General features: G+C 68.4%; 15 protein-coding genes and 3 pseudogenes. 4 read left to right on the top strand and 14 right to left on the bottom strand.

From position 1 onward, the window contains the following. Nucleotides 1-715 precede the first annotated feature (715 nt). The 10 genes and pseudogenes from zwf to ACWGJB_RS39930 form a co-directional block, all read right to left on the bottom strand. Nucleotides 716-2,125, bottom strand: a complete 1,410-nt coding sequence (gene zwf, locus ACWGJB_RS39885; protein WP_453384918.1) for a glucose-6-phosphate dehydrogenase — start codon at nucleotides 2,123-2,125, stop codon at nucleotides 716-718. Beyond that, the gene (locus ACWGJB_RS39890) at nucleotides 2,047-2,871 is read right to left on the bottom strand and encodes a 6-phosphogluconolactonase (RefSeq protein ID WP_453384919.1); all 825 of its coding nucleotides are present in this window, start codon (nucleotides 2,869-2,871) and stop codon (nucleotides 2,047-2,049) included. Before ACWGJB_RS39890 ends, zwf begins: the two co-directional genes overlap by 79 nt. A gap of 5 nt (nucleotides 2,872-2,876) precedes the next feature. Continuing rightward, on the bottom strand, nucleotides 2,877-3,908 hold the full coding sequence (gnd, locus tag ACWGJB_RS39895) for a phosphogluconate dehydrogenase (NAD(+)-dependent, decarboxylating) (protein ID WP_453384920.1): 1,032 nt from the start codon (nucleotides 3,906-3,908) through the stop codon (nucleotides 2,877-2,879). A 10-nt stretch (nucleotides 3,909-3,918) separates the two neighbouring features. After that, nucleotides 3,919-5,547, bottom strand: a complete 1,629-nt coding sequence (gene pgi, locus ACWGJB_RS39900; protein WP_453384921.1) for a glucose-6-phosphate isomerase — start codon at nucleotides 5,545-5,547, stop codon at nucleotides 3,919-3,921. A 45-nt stretch (nucleotides 5,548-5,592) separates the two neighbouring features. Further along, nucleotides 5,593-5,961, bottom strand: coding sequence for a transaldolase family protein (locus ACWGJB_RS39905; protein ID WP_453384922.1), 369 nt, complete (start codon nucleotides 5,959-5,961; stop codon nucleotides 5,593-5,595). Beyond that, entirely contained in the window at nucleotides 5,958-8,024 is a 2,067-nt protein-coding gene (tkt, locus tag ACWGJB_RS39910) for a transketolase (RefSeq protein ID WP_453384923.1), read from the bottom strand. Before tkt ends, ACWGJB_RS39905 begins: the two co-directional genes overlap by 4 nt. Before the next feature lie 51 nt (nucleotides 8,025-8,075). Next, complete coding sequence (gene ppgK, locus ACWGJB_RS39915) at nucleotides 8,076-8,849, bottom strand: polyphosphate--glucose phosphotransferase (protein ID WP_453384924.1); 774 nt, start codon at nucleotides 8,847-8,849, stop codon at nucleotides 8,076-8,078. A 447-nt stretch (nucleotides 8,850-9,296) separates the two neighbouring features. Next, a pseudogene (locus tag ACWGJB_RS39920) lies at nucleotides 9,297-9,371 on the bottom strand (GNAT family N-acetyltransferase); the annotation flags it as partial. Between the two features lie 564 nt (nucleotides 9,372-9,935). Then, nucleotides 9,936-10,589 (bottom strand): annotated as a pseudogene (locus ACWGJB_RS39925) (ISAs1 family transposase); the annotation flags it as partial. A gap of 53 nt (nucleotides 10,590-10,642) precedes the next feature. Beyond that, nucleotides 10,643-11,089: pseudogene (locus ACWGJB_RS39930) on the bottom strand (transposase family protein); the annotation flags it as partial. 35 nt (nucleotides 11,090-11,124) lie between these two features. Between ACWGJB_RS39930 and ACWGJB_RS39935 the strand changes: the two are divergent. Then, the gene (locus ACWGJB_RS39935; protein ID WP_453384925.1) at nucleotides 11,125-12,411 is read left to right on the top strand and encodes an MFS transporter; all 1,287 of its coding nucleotides are present in this window, start codon (nucleotides 11,125-11,127) and stop codon (nucleotides 12,409-12,411) included. Between the two features lie 354 nt (nucleotides 12,412-12,765). On the opposite strand, the gene ACWGJB_RS39940 is transcribed toward ACWGJB_RS39935, so the two are convergent. The 4 genes from ACWGJB_RS39940 to ACWGJB_RS39955 all read right to left on the bottom strand — a co-directional run bounded on the left by ACWGJB_RS39940 (nucleotide 12,766) and on the right by ACWGJB_RS39955 (nucleotide 14,568). Further along, complete coding sequence (locus ACWGJB_RS39940) at nucleotides 12,766-12,921, bottom strand: hypothetical protein (protein WP_453384926.1); 156 nt, start codon at nucleotides 12,919-12,921, stop codon at nucleotides 12,766-12,768. A 379-nt stretch (nucleotides 12,922-13,300) separates the two neighbouring features. Further along, nucleotides 13,301-13,846 (bottom strand): HEAT repeat domain-containing protein, encoded by a 546-nt coding sequence (locus ACWGJB_RS39945; RefSeq protein WP_453384927.1) that lies wholly within the window; start codon nucleotides 13,844-13,846, stop codon nucleotides 13,301-13,303. Between the two features lie 141 nt (nucleotides 13,847-13,987). Next, entirely contained in the window at nucleotides 13,988-14,149 is a 162-nt protein-coding gene (locus ACWGJB_RS39950; RefSeq protein WP_453384928.1) for a hypothetical protein, read from the bottom strand. Continuing rightward, nucleotides 14,140-14,568 (bottom strand): Shedu anti-phage system protein SduA domain-containing protein, encoded by a 429-nt coding sequence (locus ACWGJB_RS39955; protein WP_453384929.1) that lies wholly within the window; start codon nucleotides 14,566-14,568, stop codon nucleotides 14,140-14,142. Before ACWGJB_RS39955 ends, ACWGJB_RS39950 begins: the two co-directional genes overlap by 10 nt. 146 nt (nucleotides 14,569-14,714) lie before the next feature. On the opposite strand from ACWGJB_RS39955, the gene ACWGJB_RS39960 reads away from it, so the two are divergent. From ACWGJB_RS39960 to ACWGJB_RS39970, 3 genes are all read left to right on the top strand, one after another. Beyond that, complete coding sequence (locus ACWGJB_RS39960; RefSeq protein WP_453384930.1) at nucleotides 14,715-14,900, top strand: hypothetical protein; 186 nt, start codon at nucleotides 14,715-14,717, stop codon at nucleotides 14,898-14,900. Nucleotides 14,901-15,148: 248 nt separating this feature from the next. Next, nucleotides 15,149-16,768 carry an FAD-dependent oxidoreductase gene (locus tag ACWGJB_RS39965; protein WP_453384931.1) on the top strand — a complete coding sequence of 540 codons (1,620 nt, stop codon included), beginning with the start codon at nucleotides 15,149-15,151 and terminating at the stop codon, nucleotides 16,766-16,768. Between the two features lie 102 nt (nucleotides 16,769-16,870). Continuing rightward, entirely contained in the window at nucleotides 16,871-17,734 is an 864-nt protein-coding gene (locus ACWGJB_RS39970) for an acyl-CoA thioester hydrolase/BAAT C-terminal domain-containing protein (RefSeq protein WP_453384932.1), read from the top strand. Nucleotides 17,735-17,776 lie beyond the last annotated feature (42 nt).

Below are 17,776 nucleotides of genomic sequence, written 5' to 3' on the forward strand. Positions count from 1 at the left end.
GGGCAAAGGTTCTCTGGTGCGGCACTATAGGGCCACGAAACCGGGTCCGCTCAGGCCGGGCTGCCCATGGTCGATGAAGCAGCGCCACCCATGGCCCGCCCTCGCCATCTCCTGTTCGACCACCATGCACACGTGCCCCCTGCGCGCATGCACCGCGCTGCGCATCAGCCGCTGAAGGTTGGGCGTGTCCGTGATGTCGGTCCGCAGAAGCGTCGTGGCTTCCACGAGCGGTCGGATACGGCGCCAAATAGCCTCATCAACGATCGCTGGAGAGGAGATTGACGAACTTGCCGCCGCCTCCGCCCGCGCGTCGAACGCCATCACCGCCGACGCCATCGCCGAACACGCATTCCGGCAGGACAACTACGGGCCAAAAGCCGCCTAATCGGGTCTGCATCACCTCGTATCGCACTTCGCCGCCCGCCGACCACCCGGAGCCCGATGGCTCTCACCAAGCACCACGACGTCTTCGTCGGCTCAACCGGCGACGGATAGAGGCTTCGCCGGACGGAACTCCCGCCGCGAGCGCCAGGAGGAAACCCTCGAAGATCACTACTGCCTTTGCGTCGATGATTTACACGACCTCGGCGTCCGCAGGCCGTTCCCGGACACCGAAAAACCCCTTCTGGACGCCACCATCCGCTGGGCTGGACCCGTTCCTCACGCAGGTGCGCTGATCATCTTGCGGTTCACTTAGGTCCGGGGCGCGGCTGTATCAGTCGGGAGGCCTCGCCGGCAGCCATGGTTCGTGCCATCGCGGGTATCCGGCGACGAGCTTGCTCGCTCCCGCCGGTCCCCAGGTCCCCTGCCGATAGCGCTCGGGGTCGCCGGGCGCCTCCAGCAGTGGCTGGACGATCCGCCACGTCTCCTCCACCGAGTCCTCCCGGGTGAACAGGCTCGCGTTGCCCTGCATTGCATCGCTGAGCAGGCGCTCGTACGGCTCGGGTGCCTCACCGAGCTCGGCCGCGAAGAGGAGGTCAAGGTCCACCAGCTGCGTGTCCTGCTTGCCCGGTTGCTTGGCCTGGATGCTGAAGTTCATGCCAGGGCTCGGATCGATCCGCAGGATCCACTGGTCGGGCTCGGGGGCGAACCGCTCCGCGAACGCAAGCCGCGGCGGGCGCTTGAACACGATCCGGATCTCGGTCACTCGCTCGGGGAGCGACTTGCCGGCGCGGATGAAGAACGGCACCCCGGACCAGCGCCAGTTCTCGACCTCCAGCCGCAACCCGACGAAGGTCTCGGTACGCGAGCGCGGCTGCACGCCGGGGACCGCCAGGTACCCCTCGTACTGCCCGCGGACGTAGTGGGCCGGGTCGGCGTCCGGGATCGCCCGGAACACGTCAACCCGGCGGTCTCGGAGCGCGTCCGCATCGGCGGCTGATGGCGGTTCGGACGCCACCAGGGCGAGCAGCTGCAGCAGATGGTTCTGCACGACGTCGCGGAGGGCGCCGACCGGGTCGTAGAAGTGGCCGCGGTCCTCGACCCCGAAGTCCTCGGCCATGGTGATCTGCACGCAGGAGACGTGGTCGCGGTTCCACACCGGCTCGAACACGGAGTTGGCGAACCGCAGGAACAGAATGTCCATCGCCGGCTCTTTGCCGAGGAAGTGGTCGATCCTCAGCAGCTGATCCTCGTCGAGGAGCTGACGCAGCTCGGCGTTGAGGGCGCGCGCCGACGCGAGGTCATGCCCGAATGGTTTCTCCACGACAACCCGGGCGCCCTTGGTCAGCCCGGCGCCTGCCAGGCCCCCGACCGTCCGCGCAAACAGCGACGGCGGGATCTCGAGGTAGAAGACCGGGCTCCGCTTGCCGTTGACCGCCTGGGCGAGGCGATGGAACGTCTCAGGGTCGGCGTAATCGCCCTGCACATAGCTGAGTCGGGCGGCGAACCGGGCAAAGACGCTTTCGTCGAGCGGCTCGCCCGTTGCCTTGATCGCCGTGCGGGCGTGGTCACGCAGCGCGTCGTCGGACCAGCCGTCGCGCGCCACTCCGACGATCGGGCAGGTCAGTAGGTTGCGCCGCTCAAGCCGATAGAGCGAGCGGAACGTCATCTTTCGCGCGAGGTCGCCAGTGATGCCGAAAATGACCAGCACGTCTGCGGGAACGTTCGACGAGTTCGAAGCCACCTCATCCTCCTTACGGAGCCGACACGGCAATGGGGTCGGGCATCATGGTTGCCGGCGGCTGGGCGCCGACGCGGGCAGGAGCCCGGCCGGCTGCCGCCGCGTCCGCGAGGACGAGCGACGCCGCCGCCTCGACCCGGCCGGCGGGAATCGACCGGTCTCCCGCCTCGAGCCTCGAGAGCGGTTCGCGCCTGTCCGCTCCGGTGATGAGCCAGAGCACTTGCTGGGCGCGAGCGAGCGAGCGCAGGGTAGGTGAGTGTCATGCGCTGGTGGCCCATGTAGGGCGCCGTCAGGGCCACCGGCCGGTCCGAGACTTCGAGCACCGGGTCCCGTGGCGCCAGTGAGGCGGTGTGTCCGTCCGGGCCGAGGCCCAGATGAACGAGGTCGAATCGCTCGGGCAGCGACCGCCCGTAGGCGGCGGCCGCCGCGTCGAGGTCGGCACCGTTCACGGGCATCGCGATGACCTCGGCCTGGGCCGTACCGAGGCTCTCCCGCAGGTGGGTGAGGTTACGGTCCGGGTCGCCGTCGTGCGCGACCCGCTCGTCGACCTGGAACACCGCCACGTACGGCCAGGGGACGTCCTCATGTGCGAGCCGCGCGAACATCGCCCATGGTGTGTGCCCCCCGCTGACGGCGAACGTGAATCGGCCGTGGGCTTGCACGCAGGCCCGGGCCAGCCGCGCCACGAACGCCGCAGCGGTGCCGGCGACGGCATCGGGGCCGGCGTCGACCTCGAGTTCGTGATGCACAGCCCTCAGCCCTTCTTTTCGGCGTGCCCGCCGAACTCGGAGCGCATCGCCGAGAGGATCTTGTCGGTGAACTCCCCGGCCTCCCGGGACTCGAAGCGCTCGTAGAGCGAGGTGGTGATGACCGGTATCGGGACGCCTTCGTCCACCGCGGCGAGGACGGTCCAGCGGCCTTCCCCGGAGTCGGAGACCCGCCCGGCGAAGGCGTCGAGGGAGGGCGACCTGGCGAAGGCGTCAGCGGTCAGGTCGACCAGCCACGAGCCGACGACCGAGCCGCGCCGCCAGACCTCTGCCACCTCGCCGACGTCGATGTCGTACTGGTAGGCCCACGGATCGCGCAGCGGCGTGGTCTCCGCGTCGACCTCTTGCCGGCTTGTGCCGGCGTCCGCGCGCTTGATGATGCTGAGGCCCTCGGCGATCGCGGCCATCATCCCGTACTCGACCCCGTTGTGGACCATCTTCACGAAGTGCCCGGCGCCGTTCGGCCCGCAGTGGAGGTACCCGAGCGGGGCGGTGCCGTCGGTCCGGGTCCGGCTCGGCGTCGGCTCGGCGCTGCCCTCGCCTGGAGCGATCGTCTTGAAGATCGGGTCGAGGTGGGCCACGACCTCGTCCTCGCCGCCGATCATCAGGCAGTAGCCGCGCTCCAGCCCCCAGACCCCGCCGCTGGTCCCGCAGTCGACATAGTGCAGCGACTTGTCGGCAAGACGCTTGGCGCGCGTGATGTCGTCGCGGTAGTAGGAATTGCCGCCGTCGATGAGGATGTCGCCGGGTTCCAGCAACGGCTCCAGCTGGTCGAGGATGGAGTCGACGATCGCAGCCGGAAGCATGAGCCACAGGGCCCGTGGCTTGTCCAGTTTCGCGACGAAGTCCTGGAGTGAGTCTGCGCCCGTCGCGCCGTCGCCGGCCAGTTCGGCGACGGCGGACGCGTTGACGTCGGACACGACGCAATGGTGGCCGTCTCGCATCAGCCGACGCACCAGGTTCGCCCCCATCCGGCCGAGCCCGATCATCCCGAGCTGCATGGGCTTGTCTGTCGCCACGGGGTGCCTCCTAGTCCTTGAGCGTGCGGTAGTGCCGGATCAGCGCGTTCGTGGACGAGTCGTGGCCGAGTTCAGGGTCGGTCGCGCTCTCGAGCTCCGGGATGATCGCGACAGCGAGCACCTTGCCGAGCTCGACGCCCCACTGGTCGAAGGAGTCGATCCCCCAGATCGTCCCCTGGGTGAACACGCTGTGTTCGTAGAGCGCGACCAGCGTGCCGAGCCGGTACGGGGTGAGCACCTCGGCCAGCAGCACGTTCGTCGGGCGGTTGCCCTCCATCACCCGGTGCGGCGCCACGTCCTCGGCCGTCCCCTCGGCGCGCACCTCGTCCTCGGTCTTGCCGAAGGCGAGGGCCTGGGCCTGGGCGAAGACGTTCGACGAGAGGATGTCGTGGTGGCTGCCGAGCGGGTTGAGCGACTTGCCGAAGCCGATCAGGTCCACCGGGATGAGCTTGGTGCCCTGGTGGATCAGCTGGTAGAAGCTGTGCTGCCCGTTGGTCCCCGGTTCCCCCCAGTACACCGCGCCGGTCTGGTAGTCCACCGGCATGCCCTCAAGCGTCACGTGCTTGCCGTTGGACTCCATGGTGAGCTGTTGCAGGTAGGCCGGGAAGCGTTTCAGGTACTGGTCGTAGGGCATCACGCCGACGGTCTGGGCGTCGAAGAAGTCGCCGTACCAGACGGCGAGCAGTCCCATCAGGACCGGCAGGTTCTGTTCGAACGGTGCGGTACGGAAGTGCGTGTCCATCGCGTGGAATCCGGCGAGGAGATCGCGATACTTGTCGGGGCCGACAGCGAGCATCGTCGAGAGACCGATCGCGGAGTCCATCGAGTAGCGTCCGCCGACCCAGTCCCAGAAGCCGAACATGTTCGCGGTGTCGATGCCGAACTCGGTGACCCGTCGCGCGTTCGTGGACACCGCCACGAAATGCCGGGCGACCGCCGCCTCGTCACCGAGCTGCGCCAGGACCCATTCACGCGCAGAGCGGGCATTGGTCATCGTCTCCAGCGTCCCGAACGTCTTCGAGGCGATGATGAACAGCGTCTCTTCGGCGGCCAGATCACGGGTCGCCTCGACGATGTCCGTCGAGTCGACGTTCGAAACGAACCTGAACGTGAGATCGCGCCGGCTGTAATGGCGCAGCGCCTCGTAGGCCATGACGGGCCCGAGGTCAGAGCCGCCGATGCCGACGTTGATGATGTTGCGGATCGGCTTGCCGGTGGCGCCTCTCCAGGCGCCCGAGCGGATCTGGTTCGCGAACGCCGTCATCCGGTCGAGCACCTCGTGCACCTGCGCGACGACGTCCACTCCGCCGACGACAAGCGAGGACTCCTTTGGCATCCGTAGCGCCACGTGCAGCACCGGCCGGTGCTCCGAGACGTTGATCCGATCGCCGGCGAACATCTGGTCGATGTGCTCGCGCAGTCCCGATTCCTCGGCGAGCTGGAACAGCAGCCGCAGGGTCTCGTCGGTGATCCGGTTCTTCGAGTAGTCCAGGTACAGCCCGGTGGCCTCGGCCGCCATCCGCTCGCCGCGTCCCGGATCGGCGGCGAACAGCTCGCGCAGGTGGCGCCCGCCGATCTCGGAGTGATGGTCCGCGAGCGCCTTCCACGCAGGACGCGCACGCAGCGCGGTCGATGGCATGGCTTGCTCCTCTGATGGGTTCAGTCCGGCCGCTCGGCACCGAGGTCAGGCCACGGCTTTGCTCTGTAGGTCGAGTGGCTCCATGAGGTCGCTCCAGACCGCGACAGACGGCTTGGCGCCGTCGGTGCGTCCGTGGTTGGGCAGGAACAGGTCGGCGGCCCGCGGCAGTTCCTCGATGGCCGGCTCGAAGAACAGCTCCTCGCCCTTGCGCCCGCCCGCCGCCTTCGCGCGGATCGCGTCGTCGTAGTCACCGGAGCCGATCGCCTTGTCGAAGATCGCGGGGCTGGAGGTGAGCCCTGTCACCGAGTACTGGTCGATGTGGTGCTGGATCTGGCCCGTATCGAGCGTCGAAGGGGTGATGTTGTCCAGCCAGATGCTCCGGCTCTGCTCGTGGAGGGCCCGGGTTACGTTCACGCCTGCTCCCTACCGGCGGCCACGCACTCGCGGGCAACCCGGGTGACCTTCTCGGGGGTGAAGCCGAATTTGGTCAGCAGCTGCTTGAGCGGCGCCGATGCCCCGAACGTATGCATGCCGACGACCGCGCCGCCGTCGCCGACGTAACGGTCCCAGCCGAGGGTTGCCGCCTGCTCGATGGCGACCCGGGCCCTGACCTCGGGCGGGATGACCGAGTCGCGGTATTCCCTGGGCTGGCGGTCGAACAATTCCCAGCAGGGCATGCTGACCACGCGAGCCGCGAGGCCCTCGGTGGCGAGCTCGTCACGCGCCTCGAGCGCGAGTTGTACCTCCGACCCGGTGGCAAGCAGGATGACGTCGGGCTTGCCGTCCGCCGCGTCGACCAGGACGTAGGCTCCCCCGGCCACCCCGGATGCGGCCCCCATCGCGGAGCGGTCGAGGGTCGGCAGTGCCTGACGGGACAGGACCAGCACCGCCGGCTCGTGCCTGAGCGCGGCGACGACCCGCCAGGTCTCGACGACCTCGTTCGCGTCGGCCGGGCGGAACACCAGCAGCCCCGGCATCGCGCGCAGCGACGCGAGCTGCTCGACCGGCTGGTGGGTCGGACCGTCCTCGCCGACCCCGATCGAGTCGTGGGTGAAGATGTGCACGACCGGGATCTCCATCAGCGCTGAAAGCCGAATCGCGCCGCGCGCGTAGTCCGAGAAGATCAGGAACCCCGACCAGTACGGGCGCAGCTTGGTCAGCGCCATCCCGTTCGTGATGGCGGTGGCGGCGTGCTCGCGGATCCCGAAGTGGAGGTTGCGCCCCGAGCGGTCGTCGGCCTGGAAGTCGCCGGCGCCGGAGAACGTGAGGTTGGTCTTGGTGGACGGCGAAAGGTCCGCCGACCCGCCGACCACCCACGGCACGGCTTGGGCAAGCGCGTTGAGCACCTGGCCGCTGGAGTCACGGCCGGCGATGCCCTTGGGGTCGGCCGGGAAGGTCGGCAGCGCCGACTCCCAGCCCTCCGGCAGGTCACGCCGCTGAATGCGCTCCATCTCGTCGGCGAGATCGGGATGGGCGGTTCGGTAGGCCTCGAATCGAGCCTCCCAGCTCGTCCGGGCTTCGCGACCGCGCGCGCCGACGCCTGCGGCGAAGTGCTCGTAGACGCCGTCGGGAACGAAGAAGTCCCTGTCTTCCGGCATCCCGAGGAAGCGCTTGGTCGATTTGACGCCCTCCACGCCGAACGGCGCGCCGTGCGCCTTCGGGGTGTCCTCGGCCGGCGACCCGTAGCCGATGTGGCTGTGCACCACGATGAGCGTCGGGCGCTCGTTCTCGGACTTGAAGGTGTGCAGCGCGCGGGCCACGGCGTCGAGGTCGTTGGCGTCGGCGACGGTGGTGACGTTCCAGCCGTAGCCGATGAACCGGGCCGCCACGTCCTCGGTGAACGTGATGTCGGTGTGGCCCTCGATCGTCACCCGGTTGGAGTCGTAGATCCAGCAGAGGTTCGACAGCCGCTGGTGGGCCGCGAGCGAGGCGGCCTCCGAGGAGATCCCCTCCATCATGCAGCCGTCGCCGGCCATCGCGTACACGTCGAAGTCGAAGACGGTGAAGTCGTCGCGGTTGTACCGGGCGGCGAGCCACTGCCCGGCGATCGCCATCCCGACCGAGGTCGCAACTCCCTGGCCGAGCGGGCCGGTCGTGGTCTCCACGCCGCTGGTCCACCGGTACTCCGGGTGCCCGGGGCAGCGCGAGCCGAGCTGGCGGAATGTCCTGAGGTCGTCGAGGCTCACGGCGGGTCGGCCGAGGATCTCGTAGTCGGGGTCGACAGCCTGCACGCCGGTGAGGTGGAGCAGCGACCAGAGCAACGCGGAGGCGTGGCCTTCCGACAGCACGAAGCGGTCGCGGTTGGGCCAGATCGGGTCGGCCGGGTCGAAGCGCAGGAAGCGCTGCCAGAGCGTGTACGCGACCGGGGCGATTCCCATCGGCGTCCCCGGATGGCCGGAGTTGGCCGCCTGGATGGCGTCCATGCACAGCGTGCGGATCGTGTTGACGGAAAGCGTTTCCAGGTCGTTGTTGCTCAATGCGAGCCTCCCTGAAGGTGCCGCCCCTGCGCTCATATCGAGCGCGGCAGACTAGGGTTGAGCTTTGCCGGCCGGGGCGAAGAGCGCCGCGCCGACAATGCCCGCATCGTTCAACAGCTGAGCCGGCACGATCTCGGTCCTGAGCTCGATGTGCGGCAGGAACTTGTCGGCCTTCTTGCTGACGCCGCCGCCGATGATGATCAGGTCGGGCCACAGCAGCCGCTGGACGAGCTCGAGATACGTCTCCAGACGGTGCGCCCATTTCTTCCAGGACAGGTCGTCGTGCTCGCGCACCGACTCCGCGGCCCAGTCCTCGGCATCCTCGTGGTGCAGCGGAAGGTGCCCCAGCTCGCTGTTGGGCACCAGGAACCCGTCCGAGAAGACGGCACTGCCGATACCGGTGCCGAGCGTCACCATCACGACGACGCCCTTGCGTCCCTTGCCGGCGCCGAAGCGCATCTCGGCGATCCCGGCCGCGTCGGCGTCGTTCACCACCCTTACGTCGCGGCCGGTCGCTCCTGCGAAGAGCTGGGCCGCGTCCGTCTCCATCCAGGCCGGGTCGATATTGGACGTCGTCTGGACTTTGCCACCCCGGATGACGGCCGGGAGCGTCAGCCCGACCGGTCCTGGGACGCCGATCTGGGAGAGCACCGTCACGACCACGTCCGCGACTGCCCCCGGGGTCGCCGGCTGCGGGGTCGGGATCCGGACCCGCTCACCGATGAGGCTGCCGAGTTCGAGGTCGACCGGCGCTCCCTTGATACCGGTCCCGCCGATGTCGACCCCCAGCACGTGGGCCGTCTTGTCAGGAACTGTCTGCGTCACTGCCTGCTCCCCTCAGGGGCCGGCCCAAAATGCGTTGTGTGAATTTTGGACGTCAGGCCCCGCAAGAGCTTCGCCCCGTAATCCGCAATGCTCCCATATGTCGATTATCTTCGCCACATCACTCTTATAGGGTTGCATAGAATCCTAATGGGCATATGCAGGCATCGTGCGCCTGCAAGGGCATTGGCTTTCCCCTCCGTTCGAGAGGAACGCGACTGCAACTCATGCCAGCCGCGGCGGTACCTTCCAGCAACTTTCGGAAATCAAACCGACCGGGAAGGGCAGACAGCAGCGCCGGGTTGATGACGGGAGGATCGTGGCGACGTCCTCACGGGGCACGGCGGGCCATGCGATGACGCGGGCGGCCCGGCACTTGGCGGCCGGCCGCAGCTGCTGCTCCCTCGCGGGCCGGGCATCCCGGTCCGGGTGGCTTTGTGAGCCTTGCCGGTGACCGGCCCGCAGCGAGGTGGTGTCGGCGGCATGGGTGTACCCGGCGCGTTCGAAGTTCTTCCGGATCCCGGCGTCAGTACGTGCTCGGCGGTGACCCGCCGAGGTGCGGAGGACAGCGCGTCCCGCCGTGTGGCAACATCCTCACGATGCATGTCGGATAGGCCAAAGGCCGCCGGGAGTGCTTCTTGAACCGCGGTGGACAGTCCCTTTGGTAAGCCCGTACGCCCAGCTAAAAGGCACGCTTCACCCATTCGGTCAACCCTCGGCCGCCGGGGTGACCGACGCCCGCGCGTCCCTTTTCCGGGGTGCGGACGACCTGCGTGCGGGATAGGCTTTTGACGGCAAGGTCAGGTTATCCGGGCGGTTTTGCAGACGCCCGGGCCTCATTCGTAATGATCAGTTCATCCTGCGGAGACCTTTGACGTGCGTGGTGCACCCCCAGGGCTTCGGCGTAGTCGAATGACGTCCTTTTTGTGATCACGCGAGGTCGAAGAGTGTGAGGGGGCGGCGGGGATCGCGGGCGTTGCTGCGGAGGGCGGCCGCGATGTTGGTGACGCCGGCGAGCTTCAGGGCTCCGATGGCGAGGCTACGCCAGGCGGCCAGGGCGCGCGGCGCGTTGCCGGTCCGCAGCTGGGAGGCTTCCTCGGCGAAGGTGGTGTCGCGGACGTGGTGTAGGGCCTCGATGTGCCAGTGGTCCTTGATCAGTCTCGCCAGCTGGGCTGGAGTCGCCTGCTCGAGGGTCATGCTGGTGACCGCATACACCGTCTTCACCGTGGTCTTGCCGGACTTGCGGTCCGTACGGCGGCGCTTGATCTGGACGGCCTGGCGGGCTCCGGGGAACAGCAGGTTGTTGACGGTGGCGACCTTGATCCAGCGGATCTCCGAGCGGCCGTGGCCGATGCCCTTGACTTGGCCCTGGAGCGGGATGTCCCGCCAGGGAAGGGATTTGATCTGCTTCTGAAGCTTCTTCTGGTTGTCCTTGACGATCACGATGTAGTGGGCTTTGCGGGCGAGGAGGTACTCGGCGTGCTCGCGCTGGGTGTGCAGTGCGTCGCTGGTGACGACGGCTCCGGCCAGCTCGGCGACGGAGTCCAGCAGAGGCTGGAAACAGGTGATCTCGTTGGTCTTCTCGCCGACGTCCAGCTGAGCGAGGACAGGCCGGTGGTGTGCTCCAGAGCGGCGAGCAGATGGATCTTCCGGCCTCGGGCCTTGGTCGCGCCTCGCAAGCTCTTGCCGTCCACGGACAGCCCGCGCAGTCCGGTCGACTTGGGGCGGCGGTCGGTGAGCCAGCTGGCGATCGCCTGGTCCAGCGCGTCGCCGTCGATGCGGGCCGGCAGCCGCCGGACCGTGGTCTCCGACGGCAGGGTTCGCCGGGGCTGGAGTGGGTCGGAGCCGACGCCGAGCCGGTGGAGGACATGCGCGGGAGCATCAGCGATCCACTCACCGACCGCCAGCAGCGAGGTAGCCCCTGCCAGCACGGCACAGGCGGTGAGCGCGAGTACGACGGCCAGCGTGTGGCGCACCCCGCGCGGGTCACGCGGGTCCGGCACCTGGCACAGCCGTTCCAGCAGGTCCGGGACTTCCTCCGAGGCAACCTGGGGCTGATGGCGGAGCTGGTCAAGAGCAGGCGGGATCGGGGATGATGCGTCGGCAGGCATGGTCTTCCGCTGGGGGCATGGGGCGTGGAGAACTCCATGATCTTGGAAGCCGTGCCTGTAGCGTTCCAGCGGCCCGAGCTGGCGGATCGGCAACGAGCCAGACGTCATACGCCTACGCCGAGGCCCTGGCATGGACACGGGTTGTGGCTGATGCCACTATCGGGCGGATGCCTGATGACAACGGAAAACATCCCTCGATCTGGCATCATCGCGACTTCCTGCTGTTATGGGGTGGGCAGACGGTCAGCGAGATGGGGTCGCAAGTCACCGTCCTCGCCCTGCCGTTGGTCGCCGTCGTGCTGTTGGAGGCCTCCGCATTCCAGGTAGGCCTGTTGTCGGCCGCGGAGACGAGTGCGTATCTGCTGGTGGCACTGCCGGCCGGGGCCATAGTGGACCGGGTCCCCAAGCTCCGGCTGATGATCTGGTGCAACCTCGCGCTGTTCCTGGTGATCGGCTCGGTGCCGCTGGCGCAGGCAGTCGGGGCGCTGACGCTCGCCCAGCTCTACGCCGTCGCGCTGGTCTCCAGCGTCTTCTCCGTGTTCTTCTCGGTGGCCTACCAGAGTTATCTGCCGGTGCTGCTCGACCGTAACCAGCTCATGGACGGCAATGGCAAGGTCGCCGTCTCTCGGTCGGTCACGCAAATTGCCGGGCCCAGTCTGGGCGCGGGGCTGGTGGCGTTGATCGGCGCCGCGGGGGCGATGGCCGCCGACGCCCTCTCCTTCGCGTTGTCGGCGGGCTCGCTGACGGCCATCCGTACCCGTCAGCGATGCTCGCCCTCGGCCGAAGCCGACCGGCGTCCCGGGCTGTGGGCGCAGATCCGTGAGGGGCTCGCCTATGTCACCCGCGACCCCATCCTGCGGAACTCGGTGGCCTTCAACGGCACAGCCAACTTCTTCGTCATCATGGTGGAGACCCTCGGCCCGGTGTTCCTGATCCGCACGCTGCATCTGCGTCCTGCCCTGGTTGGGCTGCTGCTGGCGCTGGGGGCCGTCGGCGGGGTGGCCGGCGGCGTGGCGGCACGGTACCTCGCCCGGAAGGTCGGCTCGGCGAGGATCAGCTGGATCTCGATGACCGTGCTGTCCCTGCCCGGCCTGCTGATCCCGCTGGCCGGGCACGGTTGGTGGGTGCTGCTGTTCGGCTTCGGCTGGATCTCGTGGACCTTCGCCTCCACCGTCGCGGGTGTCTCGCTGACCACTTACCGCCAGGCCGCCTGCCCGCCGGACATGCTCGGCCGGGTCAGTGCCGCCGCACGCTGGATCACCTGGGGCACACTGCCGCTGGGCGGCGTGGTCGGCGGCGCGCTCGCCACCGCCCTCGGCGTCCGGACCACCTTGTGGATCGCCGTCGCCGGCGGCTGCTGCGCGGGACTGTGGGTGTTCTTCTCACCATTGCGTGGCATGCGCGACATCCCTCTCGGAAAGCCCGAGCCCGCACCCGTCGGCGGAAAGCCGTAACGCCACCGCGACCTCATCGGGCGGTCAGCTTCCCACGGGCCCGAGTTGGCGGATCGGCACGAACCCAGACATCACACCACTACGCCGAGGCCCTGGGTGCACCCCCTTCGCGTTCGCAGGGGTGAGCAGCAGCCGATTCCCTTCCTCGAATGCGTGCCTCGCTTTGGGCACTGCAGTGGTGCTGCTTCAGGGCCCGCAGCTTTGCGTCCCTGAAATGCAGTTCGGGATGGGAGTTGTTGTTGATCTTTCCCGTTGTGAGGGTACGCGCAGTGCGCGTACCTGGCTCCGGAGGCGTGCCGGCTGGCGCAGTCGTTCGAACCGCGCCGGGATGGGGCCGGACGGCCCGGCGAGCGGTCATGGCGGCGAGATGGCCGCGTCGTCAGGCGCTTGATCCGGTGCGTCGGGCAGCGCGACGGGACCAGCTGGCGCACCGCCCGTGCTGTGCACGACGTTCAGGAGAGCGACCGCGGCACTCAGGTTCGTCTTGGCGAGCTCGAACGCCTTGGTCATGGCGCGGCTGGTCGACCGGACCCGCATCGGTGCGGCGATCCCGTCCGGGAAGAGATACCTGACGATGCCTGTGATGCCCCAGGCGATGGCAGCGAACAGGGTGTGCCGGCCGGTCAGGTGCAGGATGCGGGGCAGTTCCGCGGTGGACGCGGCGCGACTCCAGGTTCGGGACAGGGTTCCTTCACCCCTTGGTGCGCTGGGGTGGGGCAGGACAGTGCTGGATGCAGGTGCTTGTGTCGCGCCGTGGCGAAGCAGGCTCGGTTATAACGGCTGTGTAGGGCGACGTGCGTCACCATGACGGAGGCGACGGCAAGGCGCGCAACTCCTGTGCGCCTGGTGGTTTCTCGCTCGCTCGCTAGGGCCTGATCGGCGGGTCAGCTCAGAGCCGCGTGGCAACCCCGGCGTGCACCCCGACGGCCCGCAGCAGCCGGACCGCCGCGATCCTCTCGTGGCGCGGACGGTCCTCGGCCAGAAGCCCGCGCAGCAGCTCCTGCGGTACGCGGTCGGCCCACGGCAACAGGGCAGCGGTCGCCTGCCGGACCACCGCCGCCGACGGATCGTCCAGGAGCGGTCGTATGTCATCGACGCGTACCGCGTCCAGCGCCCGCAGCCCCGCCAAAGCGCAGGCGCGGACGCCGGGGACCGGGTGCGCGAGGAGCGTCCGGACCAGGTCCGCATCCTCAGGCACCCCGCACTCGCCGAGGCCCACTGCGGCGGCGGGCCGGGTCGCGGGGTCGGCACACAGCGCGCGGTACAGCGGCGCCGGGTCGGTGCCGCCCTGCCGCAGCACCCACCGGGCGCACGCCCGTACCACGGCCGACCGGTCGGTGAGGTACGGCTCGGCGTCGGCGTGCCGCCCGGCCCGGCGCAGCGCGGTCACCCCCGCCGACCTGACCCGGGGGTGCCGGGACCCGAGCAGCGGCACCACGACCTTGCTGAACTCGGCTCTCGCCCGCCCAGGGGCCGCCGGCCACGCGGAACGGCTCCCGGGAGGGGGGGGCATTTGCCCGCGGCTGTAAGCCCTGGGCCAGAGGCGATCAGGTCTCCGGCTTGGTGCGTTCGGGCCTCAGCGGTCCTCCACGATGAAACAGGCCCGTTCGTAGAGCTCGTCGAACGTGATGACTTCGGCGTCCTGGACAGATCGCCTGTACTGCTCGAAGGAGGTGATCTTCTCCGGGTTCGCTGCGCCGCCGTCGGTGAACTCGCTGAGGCTTCCGATCAGCAGCACCTGTCGCGGGCGGACGGTGGAGACTTCGATGCCGGTCGGGGCGCCGTCGTCCCGGAAGTGCCTATGCAGTTACCGCTGACCAGTTGTTGGGCCTTGTAAGCGGTCTTCTGCACCTGCGCCACGGCGCCGACGACGCCCTTGGAGACCTGATAGAGGTCCGGCACCCGGTACGGCGCGCTGGCCAGCAGGGATGTCAGGTGCGTCTTGATCTCGCAGAACCGCAGGCTGCTGATGAAGCCTTTGGAGCGCATGACGGCGTCACTGCGCTTCCCCGCTCCTGCGAAGATGTTCGCGCGCGTCGTGATGCGCTCCGGCTTGCCGTCGTCGATGAGGCCACAAGCGACGAGAGTGAGACCGTATCCGAACATCCAGGAATTCTCCTCGAAGAAGCCCTGCCAGACCGCTTCCAGCCCGGCCACCTGGCCGCGCTCCTGCTCGAAAACTCAGCATCGTTCAACAGCCGTCTGAACCGCTGGAGTTGAGCCTTGCCGTTGCTGATCGGCCGGATGTCCTTCTTCGTGAGGGCGCCGCCGGTGGCGGTCTTGACGGCTTCGAGGAGCGTTGCGTGATCCTGGTCGGCCAGGAGTCGAGCCAACTCGGCTTCGTCGTCGACGACCAGCCGCAGGCTGCTCTCAGGGATGTCTGGTCCGACGCAGCTCTGGAGAAAGCGGATGACTTTCCAGAAGCTTTCATGGACATCGCTGGTGTCGACAAACGCCTTGGCGATCTGAGGGGTCTCGGTGCCAGGTAGCGCTTCCATGGCACTGTCTACGCAGCCTTGGTCTTGTAGCGAATTCGATCGCAGCCGCCGATCCGATTCAAGGGCTTGCCCTTGCGTGCGGCCCTACAGCCTGTGCAGCGGCGGTTCATCGCGGCCTCGATACGGCATCCGGGCGATCACTCGGGCGTGATCGGCCAGATGTCGGCAGAGGTGGGGGAGAGTCCTACAGGGAGGCGCTGGTACAGCACGGCGCTCCGGACCCTGGAGGAGACGATCGTATGAACGACAGCGGTGACGGTGACGAACATGTACCCGTGTTGATTGCGGGGGGAGCACTCGTAGGACTGTCCGCATCGTTGTTCCTCGGGCGCCTGGGTATCCGTCACCAGGTTGTCGAACGCCGCACGACGCTTTCGGAGCACCCGCGCGGCCGGCGCACCAACATGCGGACGATGGAACTCTTCCGGACCGCAGGCCTGGAGCCGGCGATCCGCCGGGCGGCGGGAACCCTGTCCCACAACCGGGGCATCCTCCGGGTGGACACGCTGCACGGCGAACACCGAGAGTGGCTGCAGGCGCCGGTCGCCGGCAGACCGCCCGAGCACGGTCTTTGTTCGGCAGTTCGCTGCGATTGCCCCCAGAGCGATCTCGAACCGGTGCTGCTGCGGGGCATCAGGGAACTCGGCGGGGACGTACGGTTCGCGACGGAGCTGATGTCGTTCACACAGGACGATCGTGGGGTAGCGGCTGTCGTGCGCGACACGGAGTCCGGTGAGTCCCGCACGCTGCGCGCGGACTACCTGCTCGCCGCCGATGGGTCACGCAGCACCGTGCGCGAGCGGCTCGGCATCGGTCAGACGGGACCGGGAGTTCTGTTCCACCGCCTCAGTATTGTCTTCCGCAGCAGGATGCTGCGCGAGCTGGTGGGGGAGGACCACTTCGTCCTGTGCTACGTCACCGATCCTGCGGGCCAGGGCGTGCTGCAGCCCGTGGACGACAAGGAGCGCTGGGTCTTCCAGCTGCCCTGGTTCCCCGAGAGGGGACAGACGGCCGAGCAGTTCACCGACGAACTGTGCACCGAGCACATCCGCGCGGCGGCCGGAATGCGCGACCTGGATATCGAGATCACCAGCAAGGCGCCCTGGTGCGCCGCGGAGCGGCTGGCGGACGTCTACCGGGACGGCAGGGTGTTCCTCGTCGGTGACTCGGCACACGAAATGCCGCCGACCGGAGCCTTCGGCGCCAACATCGGCATTCAGGACGCACACAACCTCGCGTGGAAGGTCGCCGCCGTCCTGCGCGGCTGGGCGGACCCCCGCCTGCTCGACACCTACGAGGCCGAGCGCCGCCCCCTGGCCCAGGCCATCAGCGCACGGTCGACCTCTCAGGCACGCAGCGACCAGAACTCCGGTTATACCGCCCGGAAATCGGCGGGCTACTCCGAGGTACCGATCACGGTGGCGCTGGGATACCGCTACACGTCCCCGGCGGTGGCCGGTGGCGGTGGACCCGTCGTCCCCGACCTGTTGCGCCTGTGTGCCGACCCGGGCTCCCGCGCCCCCCACATGCAGGTCGTACGCGACGGTGAGGTCATCTCCACCATCGACCTGTACGAGCACTCCTTCGTCCTGCTCTGCGGGCGTCCGGACTGGTCCGAAGCGGCGCGCGGGGCGGCCGGACGGCTGGGTGTGCCGCTCGAGGCCTACCTCATCGGCCGGGGAGCCGCGTACGACCTCGACACCGGAGAGGGTCCCGACTGGTCGGCGGTTCATGGGACGACACCCGACGGCGCGGTCCTCGTGCGCCCGGACGGCTTCGTCGCCTGGAAGACCGACGATGGACCGGCAGCCGACGGATGCGGACTGGACGACGTGATCCGGCGGCTGCTCGGACGGTGAACGACGGCCGGCGACCGTGCTCCCGCATGCTTGCGGCAGGGGTGCCGTTGGTGCACTTGGGGCATCTGATCCGCTCATGGTGGCCTCCGCTAGGTTGACGGCATGGCCGCCTCAATCGCTGAGTACGAACTGATCGAGCCCTGGGCCGGCTTCATCGCTGAGCCTCTAGAAGGTGGCGGCAGTGCGGGTGTCCTGGTGCTGTCCGGATCGAGCGGCCGGATCGAGAGGGAACGATGTCGGCTCTTCGCCCGTGCCGGTGTGGTCGCAGCGACGGTTCGGTGGTTCGGTGGGCCCGGGCAGCCGCCCGGCATCTGTGAGGTTCCGCTGGAGACCTTCGTTGAGGCGACCGGGCTGCTGCGCGAGCGCGGTGTTGAACGTGTCAGCGTTCTGGGGCTTTCGAAGAGCGCCGAGGCGGCGTTGCTGGTGTCCACGCTCTCGGACTGTGCTGATGCTGTGATCGCGCTTGCCCCCTCGTCGGTCGTCTGGGCCAATGTCGGTCCTGGACGTGACGGCCGGGATCGCCCGTATCGATCGAGCTGGACTTGGCAGGGGCAGCCGCTGCCCTTCGTTCCTTATGCCGAGTCTTGGCTCCCTCCGAAGCCTTCAGGCGGACTTGTCGCCGTGCTCGATTGGTATGAATGCAGTCTCACGGCATACGAGGACCGCCTCGACGCCGCGGCTATCCCGATCGAGAGGGCCGACGCCGATCTGGTGTTGGTCGCGGGCGGCGCTGACAAGATGTGGCCGTCCGTGCGGTTCGCCCAGGAACTTGCTGAACGGTGCACTGCGGCCGGGCGCGAGGCGGTTGTGATCACCCAGATCGACGCGGGCCACCGCATCGTCTTCCCGAACGAGGTGGCACCACCTCCATCTACTCGCTTTGACCACGGTGGAACCCCGGAGGCGGGCGCGGCGCTGGGAGCGGTCGCCTGGCCGCGCGTGATGGCGGCCATCCGCGGCTTCTGAGCATGTCGGGCATCGCTGCTCAGGAAGCTGGTTCCCCAAAGA

It is taken from the genome of Streptomyces sp. NPDC054813 (assembly GCF_053611365.1).

Bases quoted from the DNA above. Each gene is read 5' to 3' on its own strand.
- pgi (WP_453384921.1), bottom strand. From the start codon at position 5,547: ATGCCATCGACCGCGCTGCGTGCGCGTCCTGCGTGGAAGGCGCTCGCG.
- ACWGJB_RS39935 (WP_453384925.1), top strand. From the start codon at position 11,125: ATGCCTGATGACAACGGAAAACATCCCTCGATCTGGCATCATCGCGAC.
- ACWGJB_RS39940 (WP_453384926.1), bottom strand. From the start codon at position 12,921: ATGACCAAGGCGTTCGAGCTCGCCAAGACGAACCTGAGTGCCGCGGTC.
- ACWGJB_RS39965 (WP_453384931.1), top strand. From the start codon at position 15,149: ATGAACGACAGCGGTGACGGTGACGAACATGTACCCGTGTTGATTGCG.
- ACWGJB_RS39970 (WP_453384932.1), top strand. From the start codon at position 16,871: ATGGCCGCCTCAATCGCTGAGTACGAACTGATCGAGCCCTGGGCCGGC.